At 46.1% G+C, this 19,680-nt stretch carries 24 protein-coding genes; all 24 read right to left on the reverse strand.

What is annotated here, in order from left to right; all coding sequences use genetic code 11:
• A partial coding sequence (locus Q0688_RS13580; protein ID WP_299077583.1) for a D-Ala-D-Ala carboxypeptidase family metallohydrolase occupies positions 1–259 on the reverse strand: 259 nt, incomplete at its 3' end.
• Between the two features lie 40 nt (positions 260–299).
• On the reverse strand, positions 300–563 hold the full coding sequence (locus Q0688_RS13585; protein WP_299077586.1) for a hypothetical protein: 264 nt from the start codon (positions 561–563) through the stop codon (positions 300–302).
• Positions 564–686: 123 nt separating this feature from the next.
• Positions 687–953, reverse strand: a complete 267-nt coding sequence (locus tag Q0688_RS13590; protein WP_299077589.1) for a hypothetical protein — start codon at positions 951–953, stop codon at positions 687–689.
• Complete coding sequence (locus tag Q0688_RS13595) at positions 950–1,792, reverse strand: hypothetical protein (RefSeq protein WP_299077592.1); 843 nt, start codon at positions 1,790–1,792, stop codon at positions 950–952. The genes Q0688_RS13590 and Q0688_RS13595 overlap by 4 nt, the downstream gene beginning before the upstream one ends.
• Positions 1,789–2,184 carry a DUF1353 domain-containing protein gene (locus tag Q0688_RS13600; protein WP_299077595.1) on the reverse strand — a complete coding sequence of 132 codons (396 nt, stop codon included), beginning with the start codon at positions 2,182–2,184 and terminating at the stop codon, positions 1,789–1,791. The genes Q0688_RS13595 and Q0688_RS13600 overlap by 4 nt, the downstream gene beginning before the upstream one ends.
• The gene (locus Q0688_RS13605; protein ID WP_299077597.1) at positions 2,181–2,816 is read right to left on the reverse strand and encodes a hypothetical protein; all 636 of its coding nucleotides are present in this window, start codon (positions 2,814–2,816) and stop codon (positions 2,181–2,183) included. Before Q0688_RS13605 ends, Q0688_RS13600 begins: the two co-directional genes overlap by 4 nt.
• The gene (locus tag Q0688_RS13610) at positions 2,816–4,252 is read right to left on the reverse strand and encodes a hypothetical protein (RefSeq protein ID WP_299077600.1); all 1,437 of its coding nucleotides are present in this window, start codon (positions 4,250–4,252) and stop codon (positions 2,816–2,818) included. Before Q0688_RS13610 ends, Q0688_RS13605 begins: the two co-directional genes overlap by 1 nt.
• A complete protein-coding gene (locus Q0688_RS13615; protein WP_299077602.1) occupies positions 4,252–6,126 on the reverse strand; it encodes a hypothetical protein in 1,875 nt (624 codons plus the stop codon). The genes Q0688_RS13610 and Q0688_RS13615 overlap by 1 nt, the downstream gene beginning before the upstream one ends.
• Complete coding sequence (locus tag Q0688_RS13620) at positions 6,123–7,364, reverse strand: hypothetical protein (RefSeq protein ID WP_299077605.1); 1,242 nt, start codon at positions 7,362–7,364, stop codon at positions 6,123–6,125. The genes Q0688_RS13615 and Q0688_RS13620 overlap by 4 nt, the downstream gene beginning before the upstream one ends.
• A complete protein-coding gene (locus Q0688_RS13625) occupies positions 7,364–8,272 on the reverse strand; it encodes a hypothetical protein (protein ID WP_299077607.1) in 909 nt (302 codons plus the stop codon). Before Q0688_RS13625 ends, Q0688_RS13620 begins: the two co-directional genes overlap by 1 nt.
• 3 nt (positions 8,273–8,275) lie before the next feature.
• Positions 8,276–8,557 (reverse strand): hypothetical protein, encoded by a 282-nt coding sequence (locus tag Q0688_RS13630; RefSeq protein WP_299077610.1) that lies wholly within the window; start codon positions 8,555–8,557, stop codon positions 8,276–8,278.
• A gap of 50 nt (positions 8,558–8,607) precedes the next feature.
• On the reverse strand, positions 8,608–10,842 hold the full coding sequence (locus Q0688_RS13635; RefSeq protein WP_299077613.1) for a hypothetical protein: 2,235 nt from the start codon (positions 10,840–10,842) through the stop codon (positions 8,608–8,610).
• Complete coding sequence (locus Q0688_RS13640) at positions 10,839–11,441, reverse strand: hypothetical protein (protein ID WP_299077616.1); 603 nt, start codon at positions 11,439–11,441, stop codon at positions 10,839–10,841. Before Q0688_RS13640 ends, Q0688_RS13635 begins: the two co-directional genes overlap by 4 nt.
• Positions 11,442–11,508: 67 nt before the next feature.
• Positions 11,509–12,852 (reverse strand): hypothetical protein, encoded by a 1,344-nt coding sequence (locus Q0688_RS13645; RefSeq protein WP_299077619.1) that lies wholly within the window; start codon positions 12,850–12,852, stop codon positions 11,509–11,511.
• A gap of 18 nt (positions 12,853–12,870) precedes the next feature.
• On the reverse strand, positions 12,871–13,812 hold the full coding sequence (locus Q0688_RS13650) for a hypothetical protein (RefSeq protein WP_299077622.1): 942 nt from the start codon (positions 13,810–13,812) through the stop codon (positions 12,871–12,873).
• On the reverse strand, positions 13,809–15,800 hold the full coding sequence (locus tag Q0688_RS13655; protein WP_299077625.1) for a hypothetical protein: 1,992 nt from the start codon (positions 15,798–15,800) through the stop codon (positions 13,809–13,811). Before Q0688_RS13655 ends, Q0688_RS13650 begins: the two co-directional genes overlap by 4 nt.
• Positions 15,797–16,051, reverse strand: coding sequence for a hypothetical protein (locus tag Q0688_RS13660; RefSeq protein ID WP_299077628.1), 255 nt, complete (start codon positions 16,049–16,051; stop codon positions 15,797–15,799). Before Q0688_RS13660 ends, Q0688_RS13655 begins: the two co-directional genes overlap by 4 nt.
• The gene (locus Q0688_RS13665; RefSeq protein ID WP_299077631.1) at positions 16,038–17,480 is read right to left on the reverse strand and encodes a terminase family protein; all 1,443 of its coding nucleotides are present in this window, start codon (positions 17,478–17,480) and stop codon (positions 16,038–16,040) included. The genes Q0688_RS13660 and Q0688_RS13665 overlap by 14 nt, the downstream gene beginning before the upstream one ends.
• A 100-nt stretch (positions 17,481–17,580) precedes the next feature.
• On the reverse strand, positions 17,581–18,048 hold the full coding sequence (locus Q0688_RS13670) for a terminase small subunit (RefSeq protein ID WP_299077633.1): 468 nt from the start codon (positions 18,046–18,048) through the stop codon (positions 17,581–17,583).
• Positions 18,041–18,271, reverse strand: a complete 231-nt coding sequence (locus Q0688_RS13675) for a hypothetical protein (RefSeq protein ID WP_299077636.1) — start codon at positions 18,269–18,271, stop codon at positions 18,041–18,043. Before Q0688_RS13675 ends, Q0688_RS13670 begins: the two co-directional genes overlap by 8 nt.
• Positions 18,272–18,421: 150 nt before the next feature.
• On the reverse strand, positions 18,422–18,607 hold the full coding sequence (locus Q0688_RS13680; RefSeq protein ID WP_299077641.1) for a hypothetical protein: 186 nt from the start codon (positions 18,605–18,607) through the stop codon (positions 18,422–18,424).
• Positions 18,588–18,923 carry a hypothetical protein gene (locus Q0688_RS13685; RefSeq protein ID WP_299077644.1) on the reverse strand — a complete coding sequence of 112 codons (336 nt, stop codon included), beginning with the start codon at positions 18,921–18,923 and terminating at the stop codon, positions 18,588–18,590. The genes Q0688_RS13680 and Q0688_RS13685 overlap by 20 nt, the downstream gene beginning before the upstream one ends.
• Before the next feature lie 83 nt (positions 18,924–19,006).
• Positions 19,007–19,198 carry a hypothetical protein gene (locus Q0688_RS13690; protein ID WP_299077647.1) on the reverse strand — a complete coding sequence of 64 codons (192 nt, stop codon included), beginning with the start codon at positions 19,196–19,198 and terminating at the stop codon, positions 19,007–19,009.
• Positions 19,199–19,293: 95 nt separating this feature from the next.
• On the reverse strand, positions 19,294–19,632 hold the full coding sequence (locus Q0688_RS13695) for a VRR-NUC domain-containing protein (RefSeq protein ID WP_299077650.1): 339 nt from the start codon (positions 19,630–19,632) through the stop codon (positions 19,294–19,296).
• Positions 19,633–19,680: the final 48 nt, after the last annotated feature.

Genomic DNA, 19,680 nt, shown 5'->3' on the forward strand with positions numbered 1-19,680 from the left:
GCTCGGTATGGTCAAAGATTGATACATCAACCGCGCCTGCGCTACCCTGCCAAGTATGCTCACTGGTAGGACTACCAGTGAGCTTTTTGTTATGTTCTGGCGATCGGTGCCCGCTAGATATGACAATTGGATGATTCAACCAGTCTCGTAGAGGCTGCAATACTGTGGTGCATAACCTACCAGCCGTTTGCGACTGTTGCACATTGGCTGCGTTGCGCCCAAATATCTCAGACAAACTAAAGTTTTTTGATAGTTTCATTACTAAGCCTCGCCACTAATAAAGTTTTTTGATAATTTCATTACTCTGCCTGCAGTATTTCGAGTTTGCCGTGACATAGGTTCTTATCAGCTATGCATCCCATTATCTTATCACTATGATCGTTTATGACTGCTACAAGGGCATCACTGCACATCGAAGCTTGCAATGCTTGCGCTGTTCCGCTAGGGTCGATCTTGGCCGCTATACCAAGTGCCGAACCAGTAGCAAGAACGCCAGCCGCAAAAGAGCCGACCGTCCCGTTGTTGATCCAAGATACAGGTATTTTGTCCAGTAATCCGCTCATCTGTTACGCCAGTAGTCGATTATCATTAGTAGTATTATAGCGAGTAAAAGCTCCACGATTATATTGTATACGTGCGATTTTCATAAAGATACCCGAACTATGCTCAATCTATACCCCGAACTTTTACGGGTCGATCTTGTTTAGGACTCTTTCAATCCTGTTTGACACAACTTCTAGTTTGCTGGTCGTTTTGTCCAGCCCCTTCAATGTATCCCTAATCTCTTTTAGATCGTGCTCGTTACGCTCTACACGAACCTCCATGGCCGCAATTGCAGCGTTGTAGCCAGCTTTTGCCGACAAGTGCCCGCCACTACCTGATACAGCAGTGATTATGGCAAGAGCCGCCGCCATTTCAGACATTGATAGTGTAAACCTGCGTTGTTCTTTCATAACGTGCCTGTGTTTGATCCTGACCAACTATTTAGGTCTACAACGTCACCAGCAACGGGTACAGTCGCAGCCGCCTGAATGATGAATGAGAAAAATGTAGGTATAACACCTCCAACGCTCACAACTGCATCGACATGGCTTAGACCGCTGTCAATCCAAACACCGCCAACTTTGTAAAGCAGTGAATATGTTCGGCTAGCCTCTGTGCCGACACATTTCAAATGTACACCTTCTGGTACTGTAGCGGGTATTGTTGTGGTAGCTACATCTGTAGCAGTGGTGTTATTGCGTATTGTCAAGAGAGTGCCGCCATTTATAAGGCTGGCAGTCGCTTGAAAATTTGTTTCGTCGCCAAGTAGCCCTGCTCCACCGCCACAAAGAACATCAGCACTTACGCCTGTTGGTGCGAACTCAATTACGCAATCTGCGCTTGTTCCTGCTAACCCGTCAAAGTTTGAAGGGAATGCAGTAAACTGTATTGTAGAACTCGCACCATCGCCCGTTATCCGCAATACGCCTGGGCTCACAAATACATCGGAGCTTATACCCCATGAAATACCATCTATTTCAGGCCAATTGGAATTAGGGAAATTGTTGCCCCATGGAGATGGTGGATTGAAATACCGCGCCATAAGTGCGGTGAAAAATGCGCTGTTGTCGCCCTTAGTCGGAGCGGTAGCCGGTGATACTACCCAACGATCAGCATTAGCCATAGCAATATCTAGTATTGGGTCGAATGCAGTCACACCTTGCGCGGGTCGGTACGGTTCGTCTACTACGTACTGACCGGCTATGTTTAACCATTCTTTAGCCCATGCTGGTAGATCGTCAAAAGTCATGCGCGCCTCCAATATATCCAGCCGAACATTCTAATAGATGCCCACGCCGCCCAAATCTTCCATGCGCTCAATTTAACGTCGTATAAATCAGAGCTATATTCGTTGCGTATAAATGTGCCGGTTCTCCACTCTCGATCATATATTGAACGTGGCAGACCCTTACAGCTATATCCTTGATCGTGTATGTGGCTTGGCAAGTCCCACGCGGCTCGCTTAGGGAACCAACGCCATAAGAATTTAGGTATACTAGCGAGGTTGCCCTTAAACCCCTCTGCTACAGTCAAATACACCCCTGACCCTTTTACGCCGATCTCGTATCTAATTTGCTCGGTATTTTCCCAAAGATTTACGCCGCATTCGGTCAATGGGCTGCATTTAGTGAACTGGCTCATGTTATAGCGTCAAGTGATGCAATGCCAGAATCAAGAGCGGATTGTATTGTTGCCCCAGTTATACAAGCGTCAATAGCTAACTTGGTGCCGACCCTTATAGGCTCTATCGCTCCAAAGACGTCTTGCTGTTGGTCAGCTTTGCCAATAATTATATCTTTCATCTGTGAGGTGGTCATCCCAAAAGCTGCTGCTTCATTTTCAACTATCTTATGCTTTTTATTACTGTTTTCTTTTCGCCACGCTCTAGGGTGCCGGTCGTCGTTTGCTTTTTCGTCATTATCAATGTCATTGGCTTGCAGAGCTTTTATGAATTGAGCTACCCACACGTATATATTTTGCGCGTCGCCGCCTGTGATGCGGTTCATAGTATATTCAGCGTGGGTGTCTATTGAGTTTCTAGCCCTTGATTTTAAAATTAAAACCTCAGCATCAATTTCAGGTTGGGTCGCGCCTTCTATATATGTATACCCTGTCAGCTCTTTTGTTTCAGGGTCAATTGTACCGCCTGAAACATACGGGATAAAAAACTCAGTTGGCCTATCGCCTGTCGTAAATGACCACCCATCCTTTAATTTATTAATTTTTGATGAACTATACCTGACACGGTTTGTGTTATCGACTAAGTTATACATTAAATTGGCTCTCCATTTATATAGAACAATCGTATAGAAGTTCCTACCGGCATAGAAGCACCATCAGTTGCGGCAACGCGGCATATATTTGGCGCTCCATTAGGTTCGGCACCTAAACCAAGGCTAATAGCGTAATTTTGGTTGTTTGAATCAAAACCGCAACCATAGTAAAGTCTCTCATCTGCATCAGGTAATTCCACAAACCTTATCGTTCTACCACCGTTGCTTGTGTATGTAAAACTTGAGATTGGCCCTGTTTCTACGCCAATATTTAGACGCAAACGGTCAGAGCCGTTTAGCGAAAAATGTCCGCCATCAATTAATTGGTCTAAGTTAATCGCGCTTAGTAGTGCTGTAGCATCTTGTACTGAAAGTTCGCCGCTTGATTCTCTAACCGCAACTGTGTCACCTGTGGTGCTTTTGCTAGACTGGAAACCGTCTAGCAAATCAGCATCCAAACCACTTCCAGCGCCATCGTTTGCAGAATCCCAAACGGTACGCAATATTCCGCCATTATCCTGCCTGCGCAACTCGTCAGCTTTGAATGTAACGCGCCCCACAGTCTCGCTGCCTGGTCTTGGCCCGATTAGGAACTCGCCGCCATCGGGAGCGTTCATCGACACCCGCGTATTGTCCGACCCAACACCTACATTATCGCTGTACAGCCCGTATCCTTGCTGCCAATCTTGCAACAGGTTTGATGCAGATAGAGTTTTATTAAACGTCAGTGTGCCGGTCATAGTGTCGCCAGCTTTAGCTACCTTATCTGTGATTGCAGTAGCGTTGTTTGATATGTTTGTGTCCTGTACACCTTGCTCTGCCCCGACTGTCTGAAGTGCAGCTTCTACGTTGTCCGTTGGATAATAACCGCCAGCGTCCACTATAGGTACATCAGCCGCAGTTATACCGCCAGCGCCGACAATGAATGTTGTTGGTATTTTACCTGTAGCGGGGTTAGTGCGTGGTACATATCCACGTGCGTCACTAGCCTGACCGATAATAGGCGAGTCTGCCGTATCCGATCGGAGTAGATACTGACCAAAAGGGTTTGGCTCATCTTTTAGCGCTTGTACGGGGTCGTTGGGGTCTGTGCCGCTTGGCAGTTCTGGTACAGCACCAAACTCGATAGGCGTCGGGCTTGCCGCGTCGATCTGCCAGAATATGCGCTGCAAAGTACCGTTGACATTTATATCCACGGTGTAATACGTTTCGGGGCTATTGCTTGCTCCAGTATTAGGCTGTAGCTGCAAAGTGCCTACGATTTTGCCAGCTTCAACAACCACGTCAATAGGTGCGTCAGATACAGTAATAGTGCTTACACCGTCAAAGTATGTATAAGCCTTGTTGGGCCTAATCTGTAAAGTTCCGTACCCTTTGACCCCGTTTGCGTCTAGTATCTGCTCTGATGTTGTTACTATGTCTATTAATATTGGCATTATTCAGCCCCCAATAGTAGCTTTGTTTGTGGCATAGTAAGCCCTAGCCCATTAGCAATAGCCGAAATTTTACCTTTTGCAACTAAGTCAGTTATAACCTTATTTGCGGCATCTTGGTCACTCAATCCTTGATCAAGTGCTCGCTTGTAATTTGCGCCATATCTTATTCTAGCGAAGTCCATTAGTTGCTCATTGCTAACCTGTGGCACAGTTGGAGGGCCGTCTATTCTGGATAGCCCTGTAGTCTCCGACATTATCGGGGCTTGGCCCACTGCGATACGTGGTGCTATTTTAGTTAGTTCTGGATTTGTCGAAACGTCGCCAGCTATACTCGATAGCTTGCGGCCTGTCTGACCGGCTTTGACAATCCCTTGGTTGAAAAATTCTGGACGAGTGCCAATTGCAATCGCAGCTTGTTTTACCGGGTTGTCAATATTTCCAATTATAGATGCTGCTGGACGAGTAGACCCCATAGACCCTATATTTGGATCTATTCGATCGGCCTTTGATGACAGCATCATTTCGTCTAGCAATGGTTTTAATTCTGGCTCCATGTCTGCTGCTTTTTGCAGGTCGGCGAATAGCCCCCGCTTGGCTTTGCCCTCCATGTTACGTATTGTTGCACCAGATGTATCTATATTTTTGAACCATTTCCCAAATCTCTCAGATAATTTTGCTCGATCAGAGAATGACTTTTTGGCCGCGTTGTACTCTTTTTGTTTACCTTGCCTTGCCGCTGCGGATTCGATGATACCATCAGAACTATCGTAGAGAGACTTTATAGCGTTCTCGTAGTGAGTCTTGTCTTTAGATGATTTACTAAAGTAGCCGGTTTTAGCTAGCCTGTCAGCCATGTTTTGCTTGAAAATCATTGCATCTTGGGGCGTGGCAATGTCTGCTGCTAATTCAGGTATATCATTGAGCAGCGCTGATACCTCAGAATCATCTGATATGCTCGTAAGCTTCTTGCCGCTGCCAATACCGTGCTTTGTGTATATATCATTTAGAGCGGTCATTATTGAGTCTGGTGTAGCAGGAGCGGTCATGTCTATACCACCATCTCCAAGCTCATCTACATATCTTTGGCTGGCTTTTGAGTACATAAATTGCGGTATTTCAGTTGCTTGCTCTGCTGTGTCAAGATAGCCTGCTGACCCGCGCTGCACCTTTGACATGATCTGCTCTCCGCCCTCACTCAATAGGTCGCCGGTTAAGTCCGGCCCCTGCATTGTGAACACGCTTGCACCGCCTTGGCCTATTTTGGACAGTCCCTTTTTAACGTAAGGCCCGACTGCCTCGGCGACACCTTGTACCGCCTTGCCACCGGCTAACGCTAAAGGCTCAGTAATTGCGCCCTCTACACCTGCACCAGCTATTTGCGATAGTGCGCTGCTTTCGCCGCTGTCAACGTCTGCAATTTTGCTAAGTCCTTGGCGTGCGATATTCCCGACCATGCGACCGGCCCCACCGCCAGCGGAAACGCTACCAGCAGTAACTACGGGGTTGAACGCTGGCAAAGTTGCTAAACCAGCAACACCAGCACCAACGCCAGCGCCTATATCTTCGACGGCATCGCCTGAGTAATCGGCAATATCGCCTAGTGTCTCTGATACGCTCCACTCGGAGCTATCAACTGGCTTCCAGTCATTGCCATCGCGCAAGAATATCGCACCAGCCTCGTCACGTTTGACGTTATCAGCGCCGCGAATAGTGCGCCATGCTTCTAGCTGTGCGTCTGGTGTACTTTGGGCTAATCCTGCGCGTCCACGCTCTAAAAAGCTGGCGCTGCTAGGCTTTGATGGATCTAGGTTAATTTCCGATTCATCCCATGTGTCTATAATTTCGCCATTAGGCATTTTTACTTGTCTAATCACAACTCAACTCCGCCAGCTTCCAACGCTTCTTTAAAACCCAGTATGCCTTTTGGCTTAGTCGGTGAAGTATCAGTTGAGGAAAAACTAATTTCATTATATTCACGATCATGTGCGCTAGTGTTATAGCCTGCGGTATCAGCCTGCTTCAATGCGCGGTCTCTTGCGATCCTAGCCAAGCTGTATAGCGTTCTAAATTTTCTCTGTAATTCTGCTTCATTATCGCCCGGAGCAGGCAAGTTTGCCTCTGCCTTCAGCTCTTCTGTAGGAGTAAGTACAGCGCCAAACATTTTAGACCGCTTTGGGCCTGCGATAGTTTCAATAGCGTCAAGTAGTGGTTTAGCTTTCTCTATTTCGTCTTGGCTCATACCACTTGTAAGCTTCAGCCATCCGGCCCACGCGTCGCCTGTCGCAGTCCCTTTGCGCTGTTCGCCAATAACCTCTCTTGCACGTTTTGTCGCTGATGATAGAAAGTCTATATTGTCGTTTATTGTACCCGCTGTAGCTTCTAACGTGTCGAGCATTACATCAGAATTTTCTACGATTGTAGCCAGTTTTGGGGGAAGAATTGCACGCTTGGCTGCCTTGGCTTCTTCGCGCTCGTCTGCACGTAATAGACGCTCTCTTTTTTGCTCTGCCAGCCTGCGATCAAACTGGCTCTTCTGCGTGGCTTTGTCCTCTGCGCGTTCTGCTACTCTTGTAGACTCTTTCTGTGCCAAAATGCTAGCTTTTCGGTCTGCGTCTTCAACCTGCAAACCTCGTTGTATATCTCTATAATTAGGATCAAAGTCTTGACGTTCACCAATTTGAGGCAATTTCGATTTATAATCCCTAAATGATGGCTCTACAATCTGCGAAAGCTGATCTTTTGCAGCATCAATCTGTGACAGCCTGCGGCGTGCATTCTCTCTGTGTGTATCACGCTCTGCTGTTTCATACGGGCCAAAAGGCTTGGCGACTTCTGACAGTACGCCGCCATCTGACTGTGCATAGTTCGTAGCAGTACTATCTAGTGAGTCTAATTCACTTTGTACGGCTGCGCGTTCTGTCTCTAATGCTCCAAATTGAGCGGCTAAATCACGCCCTGCTTCTTTTGAAGCTCCGAAGCGCCCTGCTATAGCTGTGCCAATATCAGAAAGGACGCTACTCGCACCACCTATAAGGTTATTGACTCCGCGTGTTGTACCCTGTCTCGATCTACGGTATTGGTCAAGTAGACCGGTATCAACTAAACTAGCCATTATCCACCCGCCCCAATTGCAGCACCACCAACGCGTCCCGCTGTGCTAAGTAAAGCGCCAATAGTATTCGCTAATAGTTCGTCTTTGCGTGCGTCTTCTTCTATTTCGAGCATATCAGCAGTATTTAGCTGTGATATTTGGAGTAATTTGTTTTGCTGCTCTGCTAGTTTTCGCCGGTACTCTTCTGCGTTCAAGTCAGTACCTTGGCTCAATGCTGTACGCGCTCTGTCTTGCTCTCTTTGTGCTTGTAGCCTAGCATTTGCTAAATTAGCATCGGTCAATTGTCCAGACCTAGCAAGGTTATATGCACTTTGATTCTGCGCAGCACCTAAGCCCGCACCAAGCAACGCTTGTTCGTATTGGGCCATGCGATCTGCATCACGCTCTGCAATACCAGCCTCAACTTGTGCCTTTTGGCCTGCTAGCTCTGAACCGCGCAACGCTGATAACGCCTGCGATCTTGCTCCGGTTGCTTGACCTTGTGCTGCTAGGTTAGTTTTGTCTTGTATCGAACCTTGGTATGCGGCGCGGTCTAATCGGTCAAAGGCTGCTGTGCGTGCTGTATCAGCCGTACCTTGTGGGCCTTTTAGCCCTAGCGCTTGACGTAATTCGTTAATTGAACTCCCAGCCTGTGAGCCTGTCACATAGTCGCCAGCTTTTACAACTTTGCCGCGTGGCGTACCACCTAGATAACTACCGGCTGCGCGTGTAAATGGTGTACCCGATCCTTTGCCCAAATCCAATACAGGGATTTCGCGGTTCTTAATCCGTTCTAAAGCCTCTTCTTCTTCACTTAGATTGCTTGTTCCTAAATTCGGCTTACGGGACGAAGTTGGCTGTTTTAGTGCTTCCGATACTGGCACCGGTTGTGTTGGGCCTGTACTGCGTATTATAGACTTTATAGCCATTTATCATGCTCCTTGGACACCTGTAATACGGTGATAGGTTATGAAATATTGAAAGCTCCACGGGGCTATTGTAGAGCTGATTACATTATACAAGTTGTCAGACAAATTCTCAACAAAGTATCTCAATATGATTTGTACATCACCTGTAGCAGTGTCGTACACTTCGTTCGTTTTGGGGTTTGTTGCAGTCACGGTTGCACCTAATTGGGTCTGAGCGATGACCATTACGTCCGCATAAAACCCCTGTATGCCGCTCACTAAAAACCCTGACTCAGACCCTGCCACATTATCAACCCTACCGCGTACCGGCCTTGGACTTTTGGGTTTCCTAAGCGCTACCATTGGTTAGATTCTAGTTCGCCCTCGACATTTACATCGAGTATAGACCTAGCCGCAAAGGGATTGCCAGCTTCTTGTATAACTCGCAACATTATTTCTTGGTTCGCAAACGCAATAGAACTATCAAGGTACATTGTCTTGTTGCTTGCGACTCTGTAAATACTCGGCGTCCCTGAATCACTCACAACGCCAGCCCAAAAAGGCCCATCAACATTTATTCTTATGTCACAAGTACGCCAATATTGATTAGCTGAATTAACAAAACCTGTAGACGGCTTGCGTATGCTATTTTTGAATATAATGCTGGACAGGTCGGGCGTGCCGTTATCATCTGCATAAATAACCACCGAAGTTTCATCACTATCAGATATACCGCTCATAAGAACGTCTATTCGATCTATAAACCCGCCTTTGGTGTACTGGTTCAAATATGCGCCCGTTGTGGTTGGCGTGTCAATACTAAAGTTGTACCAATCGCTTATTCCGTCTAGCAGTAGTTCGCCCCAATACCCTACGGCTACAGATACATAATTGTGTAGCTCTGGCGTGTCAAAGAATATGCCATAACGTGACGTAATGCCATAACTTGACTGCGGTTCGTCCCTTGCTATTGATAGTGGAGCGTTACCGGCTGGATTTTCAGCGGGGGACACTACCGACAGCCTCGCAAGTTCAGTTTTTTCTACAATAACGTTAACTTGATCTGTACGAAACAAATTGCCGTCTATTGGGATTTGATGCGTAGCCAGACCGCACATAAAAAACTCTTGCAGGCTTGGACTCCTAACCGTTGGATCATTTACAATCTTGATCCCGTCTGGTGTAGATATTGATATTTCACTACGCCCATTCAGCTCGAATGATGAAAATACGCCCATCCTTTCAGGGTCGTTTAGCGGTATGAAGTTGTTGCCTGAATCAGTTACAAATGCGTCAAATATAGTAAACTCTTGCCGCTTGATATGAAAAGCAAACGCGGGTGTTGTTTGGTACAGCATACCGCCATCTTTAGGATATATTTCAGTCGGAACTTTGTCCGGTTCGACTGCTGTACCCGTGAATATAGCGTACTTGTCTGTGCAATTGGCGTGTGTAAGGTTTCTAAATCGTGGGTGCTCTCTTATTGGCTCGTCTATGCGGGTTATTGTTGTACCGTACACGTATAGATTTTGGTCTGATCCGATAAAGAATATAGCTAGCCCGTCAGTGGTTAGATTCGCCGCATCGTAACTGGTTACACCTAAATCATTGCTAATCTCTTGCACTACTAACTGGTTATCGAATGCACCATTGATAGGGGCATCACCATACACGGTGTATATTGCCCGTTCCAAGAATACAATAATAGTGTCTCGAAGCTCAATGCACTTTATTATTTTGCCCTGCGAGCTATGCCCGACATCAATGGAATTTAGCTCATACCAAAAGAAGTCGTTTAGTTCTTGCGATTCAACAAATGGCGCAGCTTGGCCAATAAAGCCAGAAAAATATATCTTATTGTCAATGTGCGCAGCCAACCTGCTGCCATAAGTCACAAATCCGTCTGGTTTGAATGTGTCCTGCGCGTCTACGCCAAACTGTATAAACCCGTACTGTGCATCCGCAGGAATGTCTGCTCCTGTGTAAGTAACGCTTGTTAGGCCGCCTGCGTCAACAAAAGCCGTTATTGGTCTAATCTCTGCGCTTGTGCTGCCGATATCGCCGTCACGATCAAAGACAATGTACTGCGGCGTTTCGCCTGCGGGTACTTGTGGCAATATAGTAGAGAATGTCACTGTCGTACTTGGCCCGACAACGCTACTGCCTGATATTTGCCCCCATCCATTGCCCGCGTCTATTGCGATGTAGGCGGTATTAGTTGCGAACGGGTTAGGCGCGTCTTTGTCAGTTAGTATTTGAGCCTGTCCACCCTCAATAGCTAGTGGGACATGATCATTGTATCCAACAGCCCTGCCGTTTCCAGTGGGGCCGTCTATATAAGTAATGTTATCAGATATTTGTATGTTGCTTTCAGGGTTTGATTGCAACCCCAATGTCTTAGCGCCCCATTGATATGCACGATTGAATACGCCATTGAATACTACGGCCCTCTGCCCGATGTACATGCCATCGAGCCTACCGATTACGTCAAGCAATAAATTCATCGCATCGCGCAGACCGCCAGGCTGTTGCGCAGTGTCATCAATATTGCGCTGAACGCCTCTTAGATTCGGGCTAAGTGGTATTTTCATTGGTAAGGGTTTGGCATGTATGGCGCGCGTGCGTTAGTCCAAGCTTGCTGCCTAATCTGCTTGCGTCGTTTATCCGCCTCTTTCATGTAAAGCATTTCGTACTTTTCAGATTGTGCAACTTTCCCCAATTCTAAAAAACACTTAAACGTGATCCAATTTACAATTGCCATCCTGTATGACGCTGGAACGTCTAACGTTTGGTCTTCGTTGTCTACGTCTGCTGGCTTTGCGATATACATCAGTGTAATTGGTTGCTGGTACTTTGGTATTACTTGTATGTAGCCGTTTACAACAATATAACCATAAGATCCCCCTACAGTTTCACCTTGGGCCAATTGTGCGAACCGTGGCGATAATGGGGGCAATTCAAAACCATTTACACTAACCCGTATGAGCCTAAGTTGATCATCTGGCAAATATATTCGTCCATCAGGATCAGGATTCAGGTCTATTTTCTTTTTAAAAAACTGTAACTCATCAGATACTTCTAATAAGCAGTCATTGAGGTACGTCACAAGAGCATCAGGCGTAAAATTGCCTGTCTTGCCACGCTGACGAAGGTTAGCGCGAACCGACTTGAATATTTTAGTTACTTCCATGCTTATACCTCAAAGTGGGGGGCCGAAGCCCCCCTAGATTAATGCGACCAGACTCGCAAAAACCAAATTATATATCTAGTCCGTTGATAATACCGTTAGATCGTGGAGACTCACTGACCATCTGGAAGGCCATTGTAGTATTCGCACCGAATTGCTTGTAACCCGCTTGTGATGGCAACTCTATCAAATCGCTTGCTTTGATCATGTAGTCATCTTGTCCACGTAGGCAGTACAAGTTGGTATGTTTGCCAGTAAGGTACTGAATTGTTCCACGAGTGTAATTATTGTCTGCACACCACGTAGCATTTTGATACATAAAGTTGTTGTAACCTTTAGCCGCAAAATCAGCGTCTTTCACTAAATTCCATCGAGCTACATCTACCAAGAAGTTAGATACTGCACCAAACGTTGTAGTGTCAGAATTGATCTGTGTAGGCGAGCGCTTGCCATCTGAACACTGGAAGTACAGTTTATTCAACTTGGCTGTGGTTAATACACCGGCTGCGCCATGTGTCGCTACATTGAAAGGAGCGCGAAATTCTACGGGGTAGCTACCTGCTACACCACGGAAAATTGTAGACATTTGCAAAGTCGTTGCTGCTGCTGTGTCTGCGTCTGCAACAACGTATTCACGTCCAAGGTGCTCAAACCCTGCTCCAAAGTCTACCCAAATCTCCCATCCCAACTGCGGTGTAAATACAGTCGAGGCAAGGCCGCTGATCTCAGTAGAACCTACTACAAAAGTGCCTGTATCAGCAATTGTAGTACCGTATCCAGTTGTAGCGTTCAATACGTTACCGACTAACTCGCTATGCAAGTGTCTTGGCTGTCCGAAGTGGGTATTGTCTGCTGCGTTACTGGTGTTTGCGTTTGGCGTACCTGAAAAATTACGATCCTGATAGATCAAACCGTAAGGATTTACAAGGTTTGTGCCAACTACACCGGCCAATGTACCTTGGTAACCGTTACCAGTGCCGTTAATAATCCCACTACCGATAGATTCGCGGGCTTCCTCTTCTGAGAACTCCAAGCGGTCATCTAGGTAACTTGCTAACTGCGCGTCGCCTGCTGTTTTGTACTGTTGCAGTTGGATACCGCTGTAACGCAAATCTGTACCATTGAATGACCAAGCGAATTTAAGTTTGACTACAGGCTGAATAGCTGTGTAGTTATTTTCGCCAGCTACGGAGCCAACAAAATCACTTACAGGATCATCGGGGTTATAAAACTTGGTGTTTGTTGCTTGGTCGCCGTTACGAACGCTGATCTCTTGCTCTGACCCGCCGCGAAGCTTTTTAGTTTCCATGGCTTTGCTAAGGGTTGGAGTTTCATCGCGTCCAGTTTGGACTACTTTTTTCTCTGCTTGTTTGGCCGCAATATACGGCGCTAAATTGTCGAGTGATACACTCATTTTATGCTCTCTTTAATCTTATGCCATCATCCTACTAAGCGCGTCGGCTGTAGTTGTGGCTTGCGCGGCTGGCGCGTCTGATTTCGTGCCTTTAGTACGGAATTCATCGGCCAGTGATGCGCGTGTTTTAGGTGGTTTTTTGAAGTAGCCCTTCTTAGCGGCTAAATCAAAAGCTTCTGTTAGTGTCAGCGGTTGGTTTTTCTTGTTCGCAGACTCCAAGAGGGACATGATCTTTGTGCCAACAGGGGTCAGCTCGCCATCTTTGGCGGTTTTGATGCTGTATTTGTTCTCTAAACTCAATACTTCGCGCTCATTTTCTAACTGTCTGCGTTCGGCTTCGATCTGTTCTCTTTGTGCTGTCTGCTCCCGTTCGTACTTGCGCTGACTTGCGCGGTTCTCTGCCTCCGTTACCGAATAATGGCCACCGTCTACTAATGCCTTGAATGCCTGTATCATGTGTTCTGCTGATGCTTGGTCTAGCTGACCGTCTTCATATAGCATCTCAGTCATTTTCTGATACTTGACATGTGCAGGCACATCATCGTCTATGTAGTCATGTTTAGCTGCTTTAGCTTCGAACTCGCTGATCCTTGACTCCAATTCTTGACGTTGCGCGTTTATATTTTCTGGCGCAGTTCTGTTATCGTAGTGCTCGAAAAGCTCACCAATCGTTACAACATCATCGCCCCTCATAAACTGCGTGTCTAAATTATCATCATTGACCAATAAAGAGTCGCGTTCAGGTTCGCCATCATCCGTCGATTCTAGCTCTGCTTGTTCAACCTCGGATTGTTCTGCTGGTTCATCCACACTGGCCGGTGTTTCTGGTTCCGCGTCATCGGTTCTAAGGTTGTCTAACGCCTCTTGTATTGCTGTACTAGGTTCTTGCTCGACCTGTTCCTGTGCTGGTTCAGGGATATGCTCTGTTGCTGTTATTGCTTCTGTCGTTGATTCAATCATATAACCTCTATTTGGTCTGGTTCGGGTTGTACTATTTCGGTTTGTCCACCGGCAATGACTTGATCATAAGCGGTGTTTACTGCTAGTGGTATTGATGCCGCTATCTCTTTTGCTGCTTCAAAATTTTCTAAATCTACGGCTTTATTCGATGCTTTTTCTAATGAATCGCCAACTGATTTGGAAGCATCCGCAGCCATTCGTATGCGTGTCTCTTGTTCGGTTAGGTCGAGCTTTGCCGCATTAGGGTCTATCATTTCCATGCCATCTTGTGGATCCGTAGCTTTAGAGATATATTCGAGCAATGCTCCTGCATTTGGCGGGGCCGAGTCCTGCACCCAAAGCCTTGCTAGTTCTGCGTCTTCTCTTGCTAACGCACCAACATCCGTATACAGTTTGTGTAAATATTGCTGTCTACGGACTGGATTGCGCGGCATATTCTTAGGGCTAAATACTTCGACATCAAAACGAGACTCAATCTCTGCGCTATCAAACTGGTACGCGGATAGCTCTACGTCAACAGTCTTGACACCGGCTGGCGTAAATACTTCAACGGTTACAACGTCCTTCTCGTTAAATACCATAAATTGAAGTGCCATAGAGTAGACATCTTGCAAATACTCGTACCACGCATCTCGCTGCTTTCCTGCTATACCGTCCTGGCTTTGTACAATGCCCTCGATTGCGTCGCCTGATAGATCATGTTTTACAGCGTCTTCTATGTTCAGACCCTCTGCGCCGATCATCTCATCGCCTAAAGACATTAGATTTTGCATAAGCTCATACGCTGCGATCAAAGGCGATCCGCCTTGAAGGTATTGAATATTCCCCTGTATTGGCCCGTCAAATTTAAGATACGCGCTGCTTTCGCCCTCGTCCAGTTCGTCGAGGTTATCGATTGCCGATGTGTTAACAGCGATCTTAGGCAGCAGTCTAAATGTTGACTTTGAGATAATGTCTACCAGGTTGTCAACTGCTCTGTTTATTCGGGCCGTAGAATCAATTACCGATACGCCGACCATTGAAAATGGGAGCTTGCGCCATGGGAACGTAGCTATTGGGGGTATAGGGCCGTTCCACTTCATCTCGCCATCATACAATACGTAATTGTTGCACTTGACTGTGTAACGCCACCCACGAGGGTATTTATAAACCTTGGCCGATTCTGTTACTGTTTCGCCGTCATCGTCAATAATTTCGCGTTCGCGTGTCTCGGTTGTATAGTCTCTTGTGTAGTGGTGTTCTACATCAATGTATTTTTTATCTTTGTATTCATCGAGGGACTTGCCGTATTTAGCCTCAATATTTTTACGCTCTTGCGCGCATTTGCGGTAGCCAATATACTTGCATTCTTTTACGTTGTTGGCTTTAGGGTCAAACCAATAATTTCCGATCTTTATAGGCGTTAGTTTGAACGGCTCTTTTGTCGTTTCATCTTCGATCCATTCGCCAACAGTAAATGCCATCCGTTGCGCTGCGGCCAATCCTGCTACATCGTCCATTACTTGATTGAAGTCGCTATGGTCACGCCAGTGGTCAAGCCTTGCAGTCAGCAACTTGGCTACGTGCTCATTAGCGGACAAATCAGGGAACCATTCACCCATCTGAACAAGCGCTTGATTTTCGAGTATTTCAAGAGAGTATTCCCCCTCGCTCTGTACGATTGGTTCGCCCTCGTCCGATCTAATGTACTGCACAAGCCTGTCAATGCGGCTTAGGGTATAGTCAATAGATGGTATTTTATTCGTATCTACATAGGTGCGGTCTTCTGGGAAATAATCATCGTCAGTGCCTTCGCGCTGCGTGCCGTATGTATCCCCAAAATGCGTACCACGCAGAAAGGTGTTTGAGCGCTTTGCCTCGTCAATCCATTTATCGTACTTAGAACAAAATTTACTACGTAGTTTGTCTAGCTCTGCTACGCGCTGCGCGTCTGTCTTAGTCTCTTGTAGCACTCCGTCGTTTGCTTCATCTCTATACCCATTCATCATGATGCCATCACCAACCCTCTACGTTTTATTGATTCCGTCATAGCCGTTTTAGTCTGAAATGGCTTTTGTAAATGGCTATCAATGTACGGCCCAATGTCACAATGCACGCTCGGTGCTAACAGCATAGCTTTGACGCTGCCGCCGCATTCTGGGCATTCAAAAGAGCTAGCAACCTCGTGGCCGTTATTATTACGGCTGATCTTCTCAGTAACGATGCCACAATCGTTGCATTTTAATCTATGAATACGCAATCTTTTTGCCTGCCTTGCCTTTGAGAGCTTTCAATAACTTCTTCCGCGCAATGTCCTGCGACGGGTCGCCAGTCATACGCACAAGTTCTTTCTTTGGCCGTATAGGTGTCTTCAAGTATCGGACACCGCTAGCCATAACATCCAACTCGTCGTCTTGATTGTCTGTGCGATCAATAGAAAAGTTTGACATCCTTTCGTTTATTGTACCTGATATGGTAGACAACTTGCAAAAATATGAATCATTATGTAGTACAGGTTCGAGCCAGCTAACTATATATTGTTCTTTCGCACCCCTTGACGATGCTGTAGGTTCTTCTATTGTCATAGAGCAATCGCGCTCTTTTAGATAGATTTTCAATAGGTCAATAAATGCGATGCTGTCGGTGTTGCGCTCCACTACTAGCCGATTTGGTCTGCGTCTTATAACCCATTCTGCTGTTTTTTCTAGTCTATCCGATATGCTGGCAGTGTTGGTAGTGTACAAATCAAGTAGATGCGTATCCCCGTCATAATCTCTACCCTGTTCGGCCATTGCGTGATTATCTTCGCCTACACATTGAGATACATCAATGCTAATAACTCTGTACATCGTTTCAGGATCATATCTATCTGGTGCAGTAAAGACCTTTGGCCCAACCTCAAAATTACCAAATGACATTGAACCTTCGACAGACGGCATCCCCTGATACAACGACAGCCACGACCTAGCAACCATCCTGCCTTTTGTATCCTGTAAGAACTCTAGGCTTTTTATTTCAGGGAATAGCGCTTCGCCAGATTTGCGGTATGTCTCATCTACTGTGGCGATTGCTTTGTAGTTCACGCTGCGTGCGCCTGAATCAATTAATCGTCCTGCTGGATCATCTACGTGCCAACGTGTCAAGATCATTAGTAGGCCTGCATCGTCACTAAACCTTGTCATAAAATCATCGTTGAGCCAGTCCCAAGCTTTATCACGAGTCACGGGGCTGTTGGCTTCTGCTCGGCCCTTTATAGGGTCATCAATGATTCCAAGGTCTGCGCTCTCTCCTGTGACGCTACCAGCTACAGTTGTATTACGGAAATAGCCCTCATACCCCATTGACTCGATTATCTCTTGGTTCCTAAGTGGTTCGCCGTCCCTACTAGGGTTGATGCGCATTCGGCTAAACAGTTTCTTGTACTTGTCGCTGTCGTATATGCGTTGTAGAGCTTTGTTAGCCCTTATCCCTAGCCGGTTACTAAATGATGCAAATATGGTGCGCCATTCGGGGTGTCTACCGCTAACCCACGCTATGAAGTCAACTACACAAATGCTTTTGCCGTGTTGCGGTGGTGCCTGAACTACTAACTTAGGCCGTAGACCGTCAATCAAATCGTCATAGAATTGCTGGAACTCCGCAGCTAGTGAGTCAGTGAACCACCCGTGTTGGCGACTCTCTCCATGCATATACTTTCGGAACTCTAAAAAATCTTTGTATGCTGGTTGCGCTGTTTCATCATACGCCCTGCGCCTGCGTTCAATCTCAGCTCGTGCTTGTAGCTGTAGGCTATTCAGATTCTATGGCCTCGATACTGGCACCAGATGCGATAGCGGCTACTTGTTCATCAGTGAGCTTAGACATGTCAATTGACTTCATTGTATGGTCAACACTGCTAGACTCTTTTAGGCCCAAATCCCTTGCAATAATGTTAGGGTTCAGCATTCCAGCGGCAGCGCCCGTGAACTTTCTTTCATACAAAATATCAGTGTATTTCTTTGTGATGTCCGAAAATTGCGGGGTTTTAGCGAGAAGATACCAAGTTGATCTAGCAATACCCAAGTGTAGGCACAGGCCGTGTATCGTGGGAGCCCTCATGTGTGAAACTGTGGCTTTTGTTATTAGCCCATTGGCGTGAAATGCCTTTTCCTCTAGTATAGGATTGTCCTTGCACCATTGCAGATATTCGCCACAATCCGCATCCAACTGATCCTTGTCCGTGTATTCTTTGGGCCTGCCTGCTTTACTCTTAGGCATAAATATTATCCACTATCCTAGCTATTTTCTTTGTTTCTACGAAATTATACGTGCATCCAAGATCGCCATTAGGTAGCTCTTTAAACGAGGCCGCATATACATCCTCCAGCATTATACCGTCTTTGCCGCGATGACGTACGCATCGTTGTGCACCGCTTACTGTTACAGGTATGCCATCGGATACGCCGCCTACATACTTCGCGTCTGTTCGAACTACACACATCAATTCACTTCCACCGTCAACGGGCATATATCCAGCGTGTTTACGCTCAATGCGTATTCATTACCAAAATGGTTGTATATACACGTTTTGTATTGACCGCCTGTGTTGATCTCGTGGCTAAAGAACGCTATAGCTAATGTTAGTAGTATTTTATCCAACGTGCTCGGCCTCTCTTGCAACCTGGTTGTTAAACAAAAATTCAAGACCACCCGCCGTGTAGTCTCCAATTCCTATATACTCAAAATAAATCGGTTCGTCTTCGGTTGACTTCGCAGAATCGTCGCCGTACATGCGTTCTATGTCATCCATATCCGTCTTAGTGCTCTTCCAGCGCATCTTGGTAAGCACTCCAAGCGTCATTACGTTGTTTTGCGGTTATGTCAAATCCTAGAACGTTCTCAATCGCTTTCACATTGGGCTTTCCAGTTGACTTGCTAAAATCATCAGGGGACAGGTTATGTATTGCTTGCATGATCGAGTCCTGTGTGTTTATCTCGTCCACTTGTGCTGCATCACTGATTAGCTCGTTGTACGGCTTTGTGTCTTCTGGCTCTTTGTACACCGTGTAGCCCATTGCTTCATAGTCGGCTACTTTGTCTACGTGCACACTTACTACACCGCCGATATGCTTTTGCATGTCGATTCTACTCATAATTTTGCGCCCTTGATCGGTTTTGTGTTTTGCATTACTACATTATAACGTGTTGTGTGGGGATTTGTCAGACAACTTTTTATTTAGTGACTTTGCAATGATTCCCATGTGGAGCATATTTCATTATCATATTCAATAATGTTATCCCTAAACAACCTGCGTTTTATATTAATTGGTGCACGACCATCTTTTAGGTATTTAATTGACGCTCCTAAACCATAAAAATCTTTGTAATACTGCGCCTTGTTCATAATATGATTCTTGAATGAATCCATATGTATTTTTCCATACTTAGCGTTACACTCCCTAAGATTCCACGTTTTACGTCTATCTTTGGCCTATTTTGGGTTAGGCGTTGGCCCTAGTTTACTCATACCCCGTACAACTCCTTTATAACCTGTATAGCATAATCTGCCCCGTTGCATACTCGTGTACACCAGTTGCGATCTTGTAGTGCTTGTAGCCATTCTTTTTGAGGTTCGGACAGTCTACCCCCTTTTTGAATCTTTAGCTCAATTGCTGTCCCTACAAATTTATGGACTGGTTCAAATATAAGTATGTCTGGAACGCCTGCCTTGGCCCCTTCTCGTTTCAGGTTTGCGGCTATGATCTTGTTTCGCTTGCCGCCATTTGGTACATGGCACCATAGTAGCCCTGTGTAGTCTAGGTATTGTGCTACAGCTTTTTGTTCTTGTGCTTCAGTGAGCATAGGCTTTATTGAAATAACTTTTGCTGGCTAAGTGCTTCATCAATACGC

Origin of the sequence: uncultured Paraglaciecola sp. (genome assembly GCF_937123705.1) — a bacterium.
GTDB lineage: Bacteria > Pseudomonadota > Gammaproteobacteria > Enterobacterales > Alteromonadaceae > Paraglaciecola.

What these genes read in the sequence shown, in the direction of transcription:
- Q0688_RS13670 (WP_299077633.1), bottom strand. Translation starts at nt 18,048, where the DNA reads ATGCCTAAGAGTAAAGCAGGCAGGCCCAAAGAATACACGGACAAGGAT.
- Q0688_RS13620 (WP_299077605.1), bottom strand. Translation starts at nt 7,364, where the DNA reads ATGGCTAGTTTAGTTGATACCGGTCTACTTGACCAATACCGTAGATCG.
- Q0688_RS13645 (WP_299077619.1), bottom strand. Translation starts at nt 12,852, where the DNA reads ATGAGTGTATCACTCGACAATTTAGCGCCGTATATTGCGGCCAAACAA.
- Q0688_RS13590 (WP_299077589.1), bottom strand. Translation starts at nt 953, where the DNA reads ATGAAAGAACAACGCAGGTTTACACTATCAATGTCTGAAATGGCGGCG.
- Q0688_RS13595 (WP_299077592.1), bottom strand. Translation starts at nt 1,792, where the DNA reads ATGACTTTTGACGATCTACCAGCATGGGCTAAAGAATGGTTAAACATA.
- Q0688_RS13685 (WP_299077644.1), bottom strand. Translation starts at nt 18,923, where the DNA reads ATGAGTAGAATCGACATGCAAAAGCATATCGGCGGTGTAGTAAGTGTG.
- Q0688_RS13665 (WP_299077631.1), bottom strand. Translation starts at nt 17,480, where the DNA reads ATGCATGGAGAGAGTCGCCAACACGGGTGGTTCACTGACTCACTAGCT.
- Q0688_RS13625 (WP_299077607.1), bottom strand. Translation starts at nt 8,272, where the DNA reads ATGGCTATAAAGTCTATAATACGCAGTACAGGCCCAACACAACCGGTG.
- Q0688_RS13585 (WP_299077586.1), bottom strand. Translation starts at nt 563, where the DNA reads ATGAGCGGATTACTGGACAAAATACCTGTATCTTGGATCAACAACGGG.
- Q0688_RS13610 (WP_299077600.1), bottom strand. Translation starts at nt 4,252, where the DNA reads ATGCCAATATTAATAGACATAGTAACAACATCAGAGCAGATACTAGAC.
- Q0688_RS13690 (WP_299077647.1), bottom strand. Translation starts at nt 19,198, where the DNA reads ATGGATTCATTCAAGAATCATATTATGAACAAGGCGCAGTATTACAAA.
- Q0688_RS13655 (WP_299077625.1), bottom strand. Translation starts at nt 15,800, where the DNA reads ATGATGAATGGGTATAGAGATGAAGCAAACGACGGAGTGCTACAAGAG.
- Q0688_RS13605 (WP_299077597.1), bottom strand. Translation starts at nt 2,816, where the DNA reads ATGTATAACTTAGTCGATAACACAAACCGTGTCAGGTATAGTTCATCA.
- Q0688_RS13600 (WP_299077595.1), bottom strand. Translation starts at nt 2,184, where the DNA reads ATGAGCCAGTTCACTAAATGCAGCCCATTGACCGAATGCGGCGTAAAT.
- Q0688_RS13680 (WP_299077641.1), bottom strand. Translation starts at nt 18,607, where the DNA reads ATGCGCTGGAAGAGCACTAAGACGGATATGGATGACATAGAACGCATG.
- Q0688_RS13635 (WP_299077613.1), bottom strand. Translation starts at nt 10,842, where the DNA reads ATGAAAATACCACTTAGCCCGAATCTAAGAGGCGTTCAGCGCAATATT.
- Q0688_RS13695 (WP_299077650.1), bottom strand. Translation starts at nt 19,632, where the DNA reads ATGCTCACTGAAGCACAAGAACAAAAAGCTGTAGCACAATACCTAGAC.
- Q0688_RS13650 (WP_299077622.1), bottom strand. Translation starts at nt 13,812, where the DNA reads ATGATTGAATCAACGACAGAAGCAATAACAGCAACAGAGCATATCCCT.
- Q0688_RS13640 (WP_299077616.1), bottom strand. Translation starts at nt 11,441, where the DNA reads ATGGAAGTAACTAAAATATTCAAGTCGGTTCGCGCTAACCTTCGTCAG.
- Q0688_RS13675 (WP_299077636.1), bottom strand. Translation starts at nt 18,271, where the DNA reads ATGTGTGTAGTTCGAACAGACGCGAAGTATGTAGGCGGCGTATCCGAT.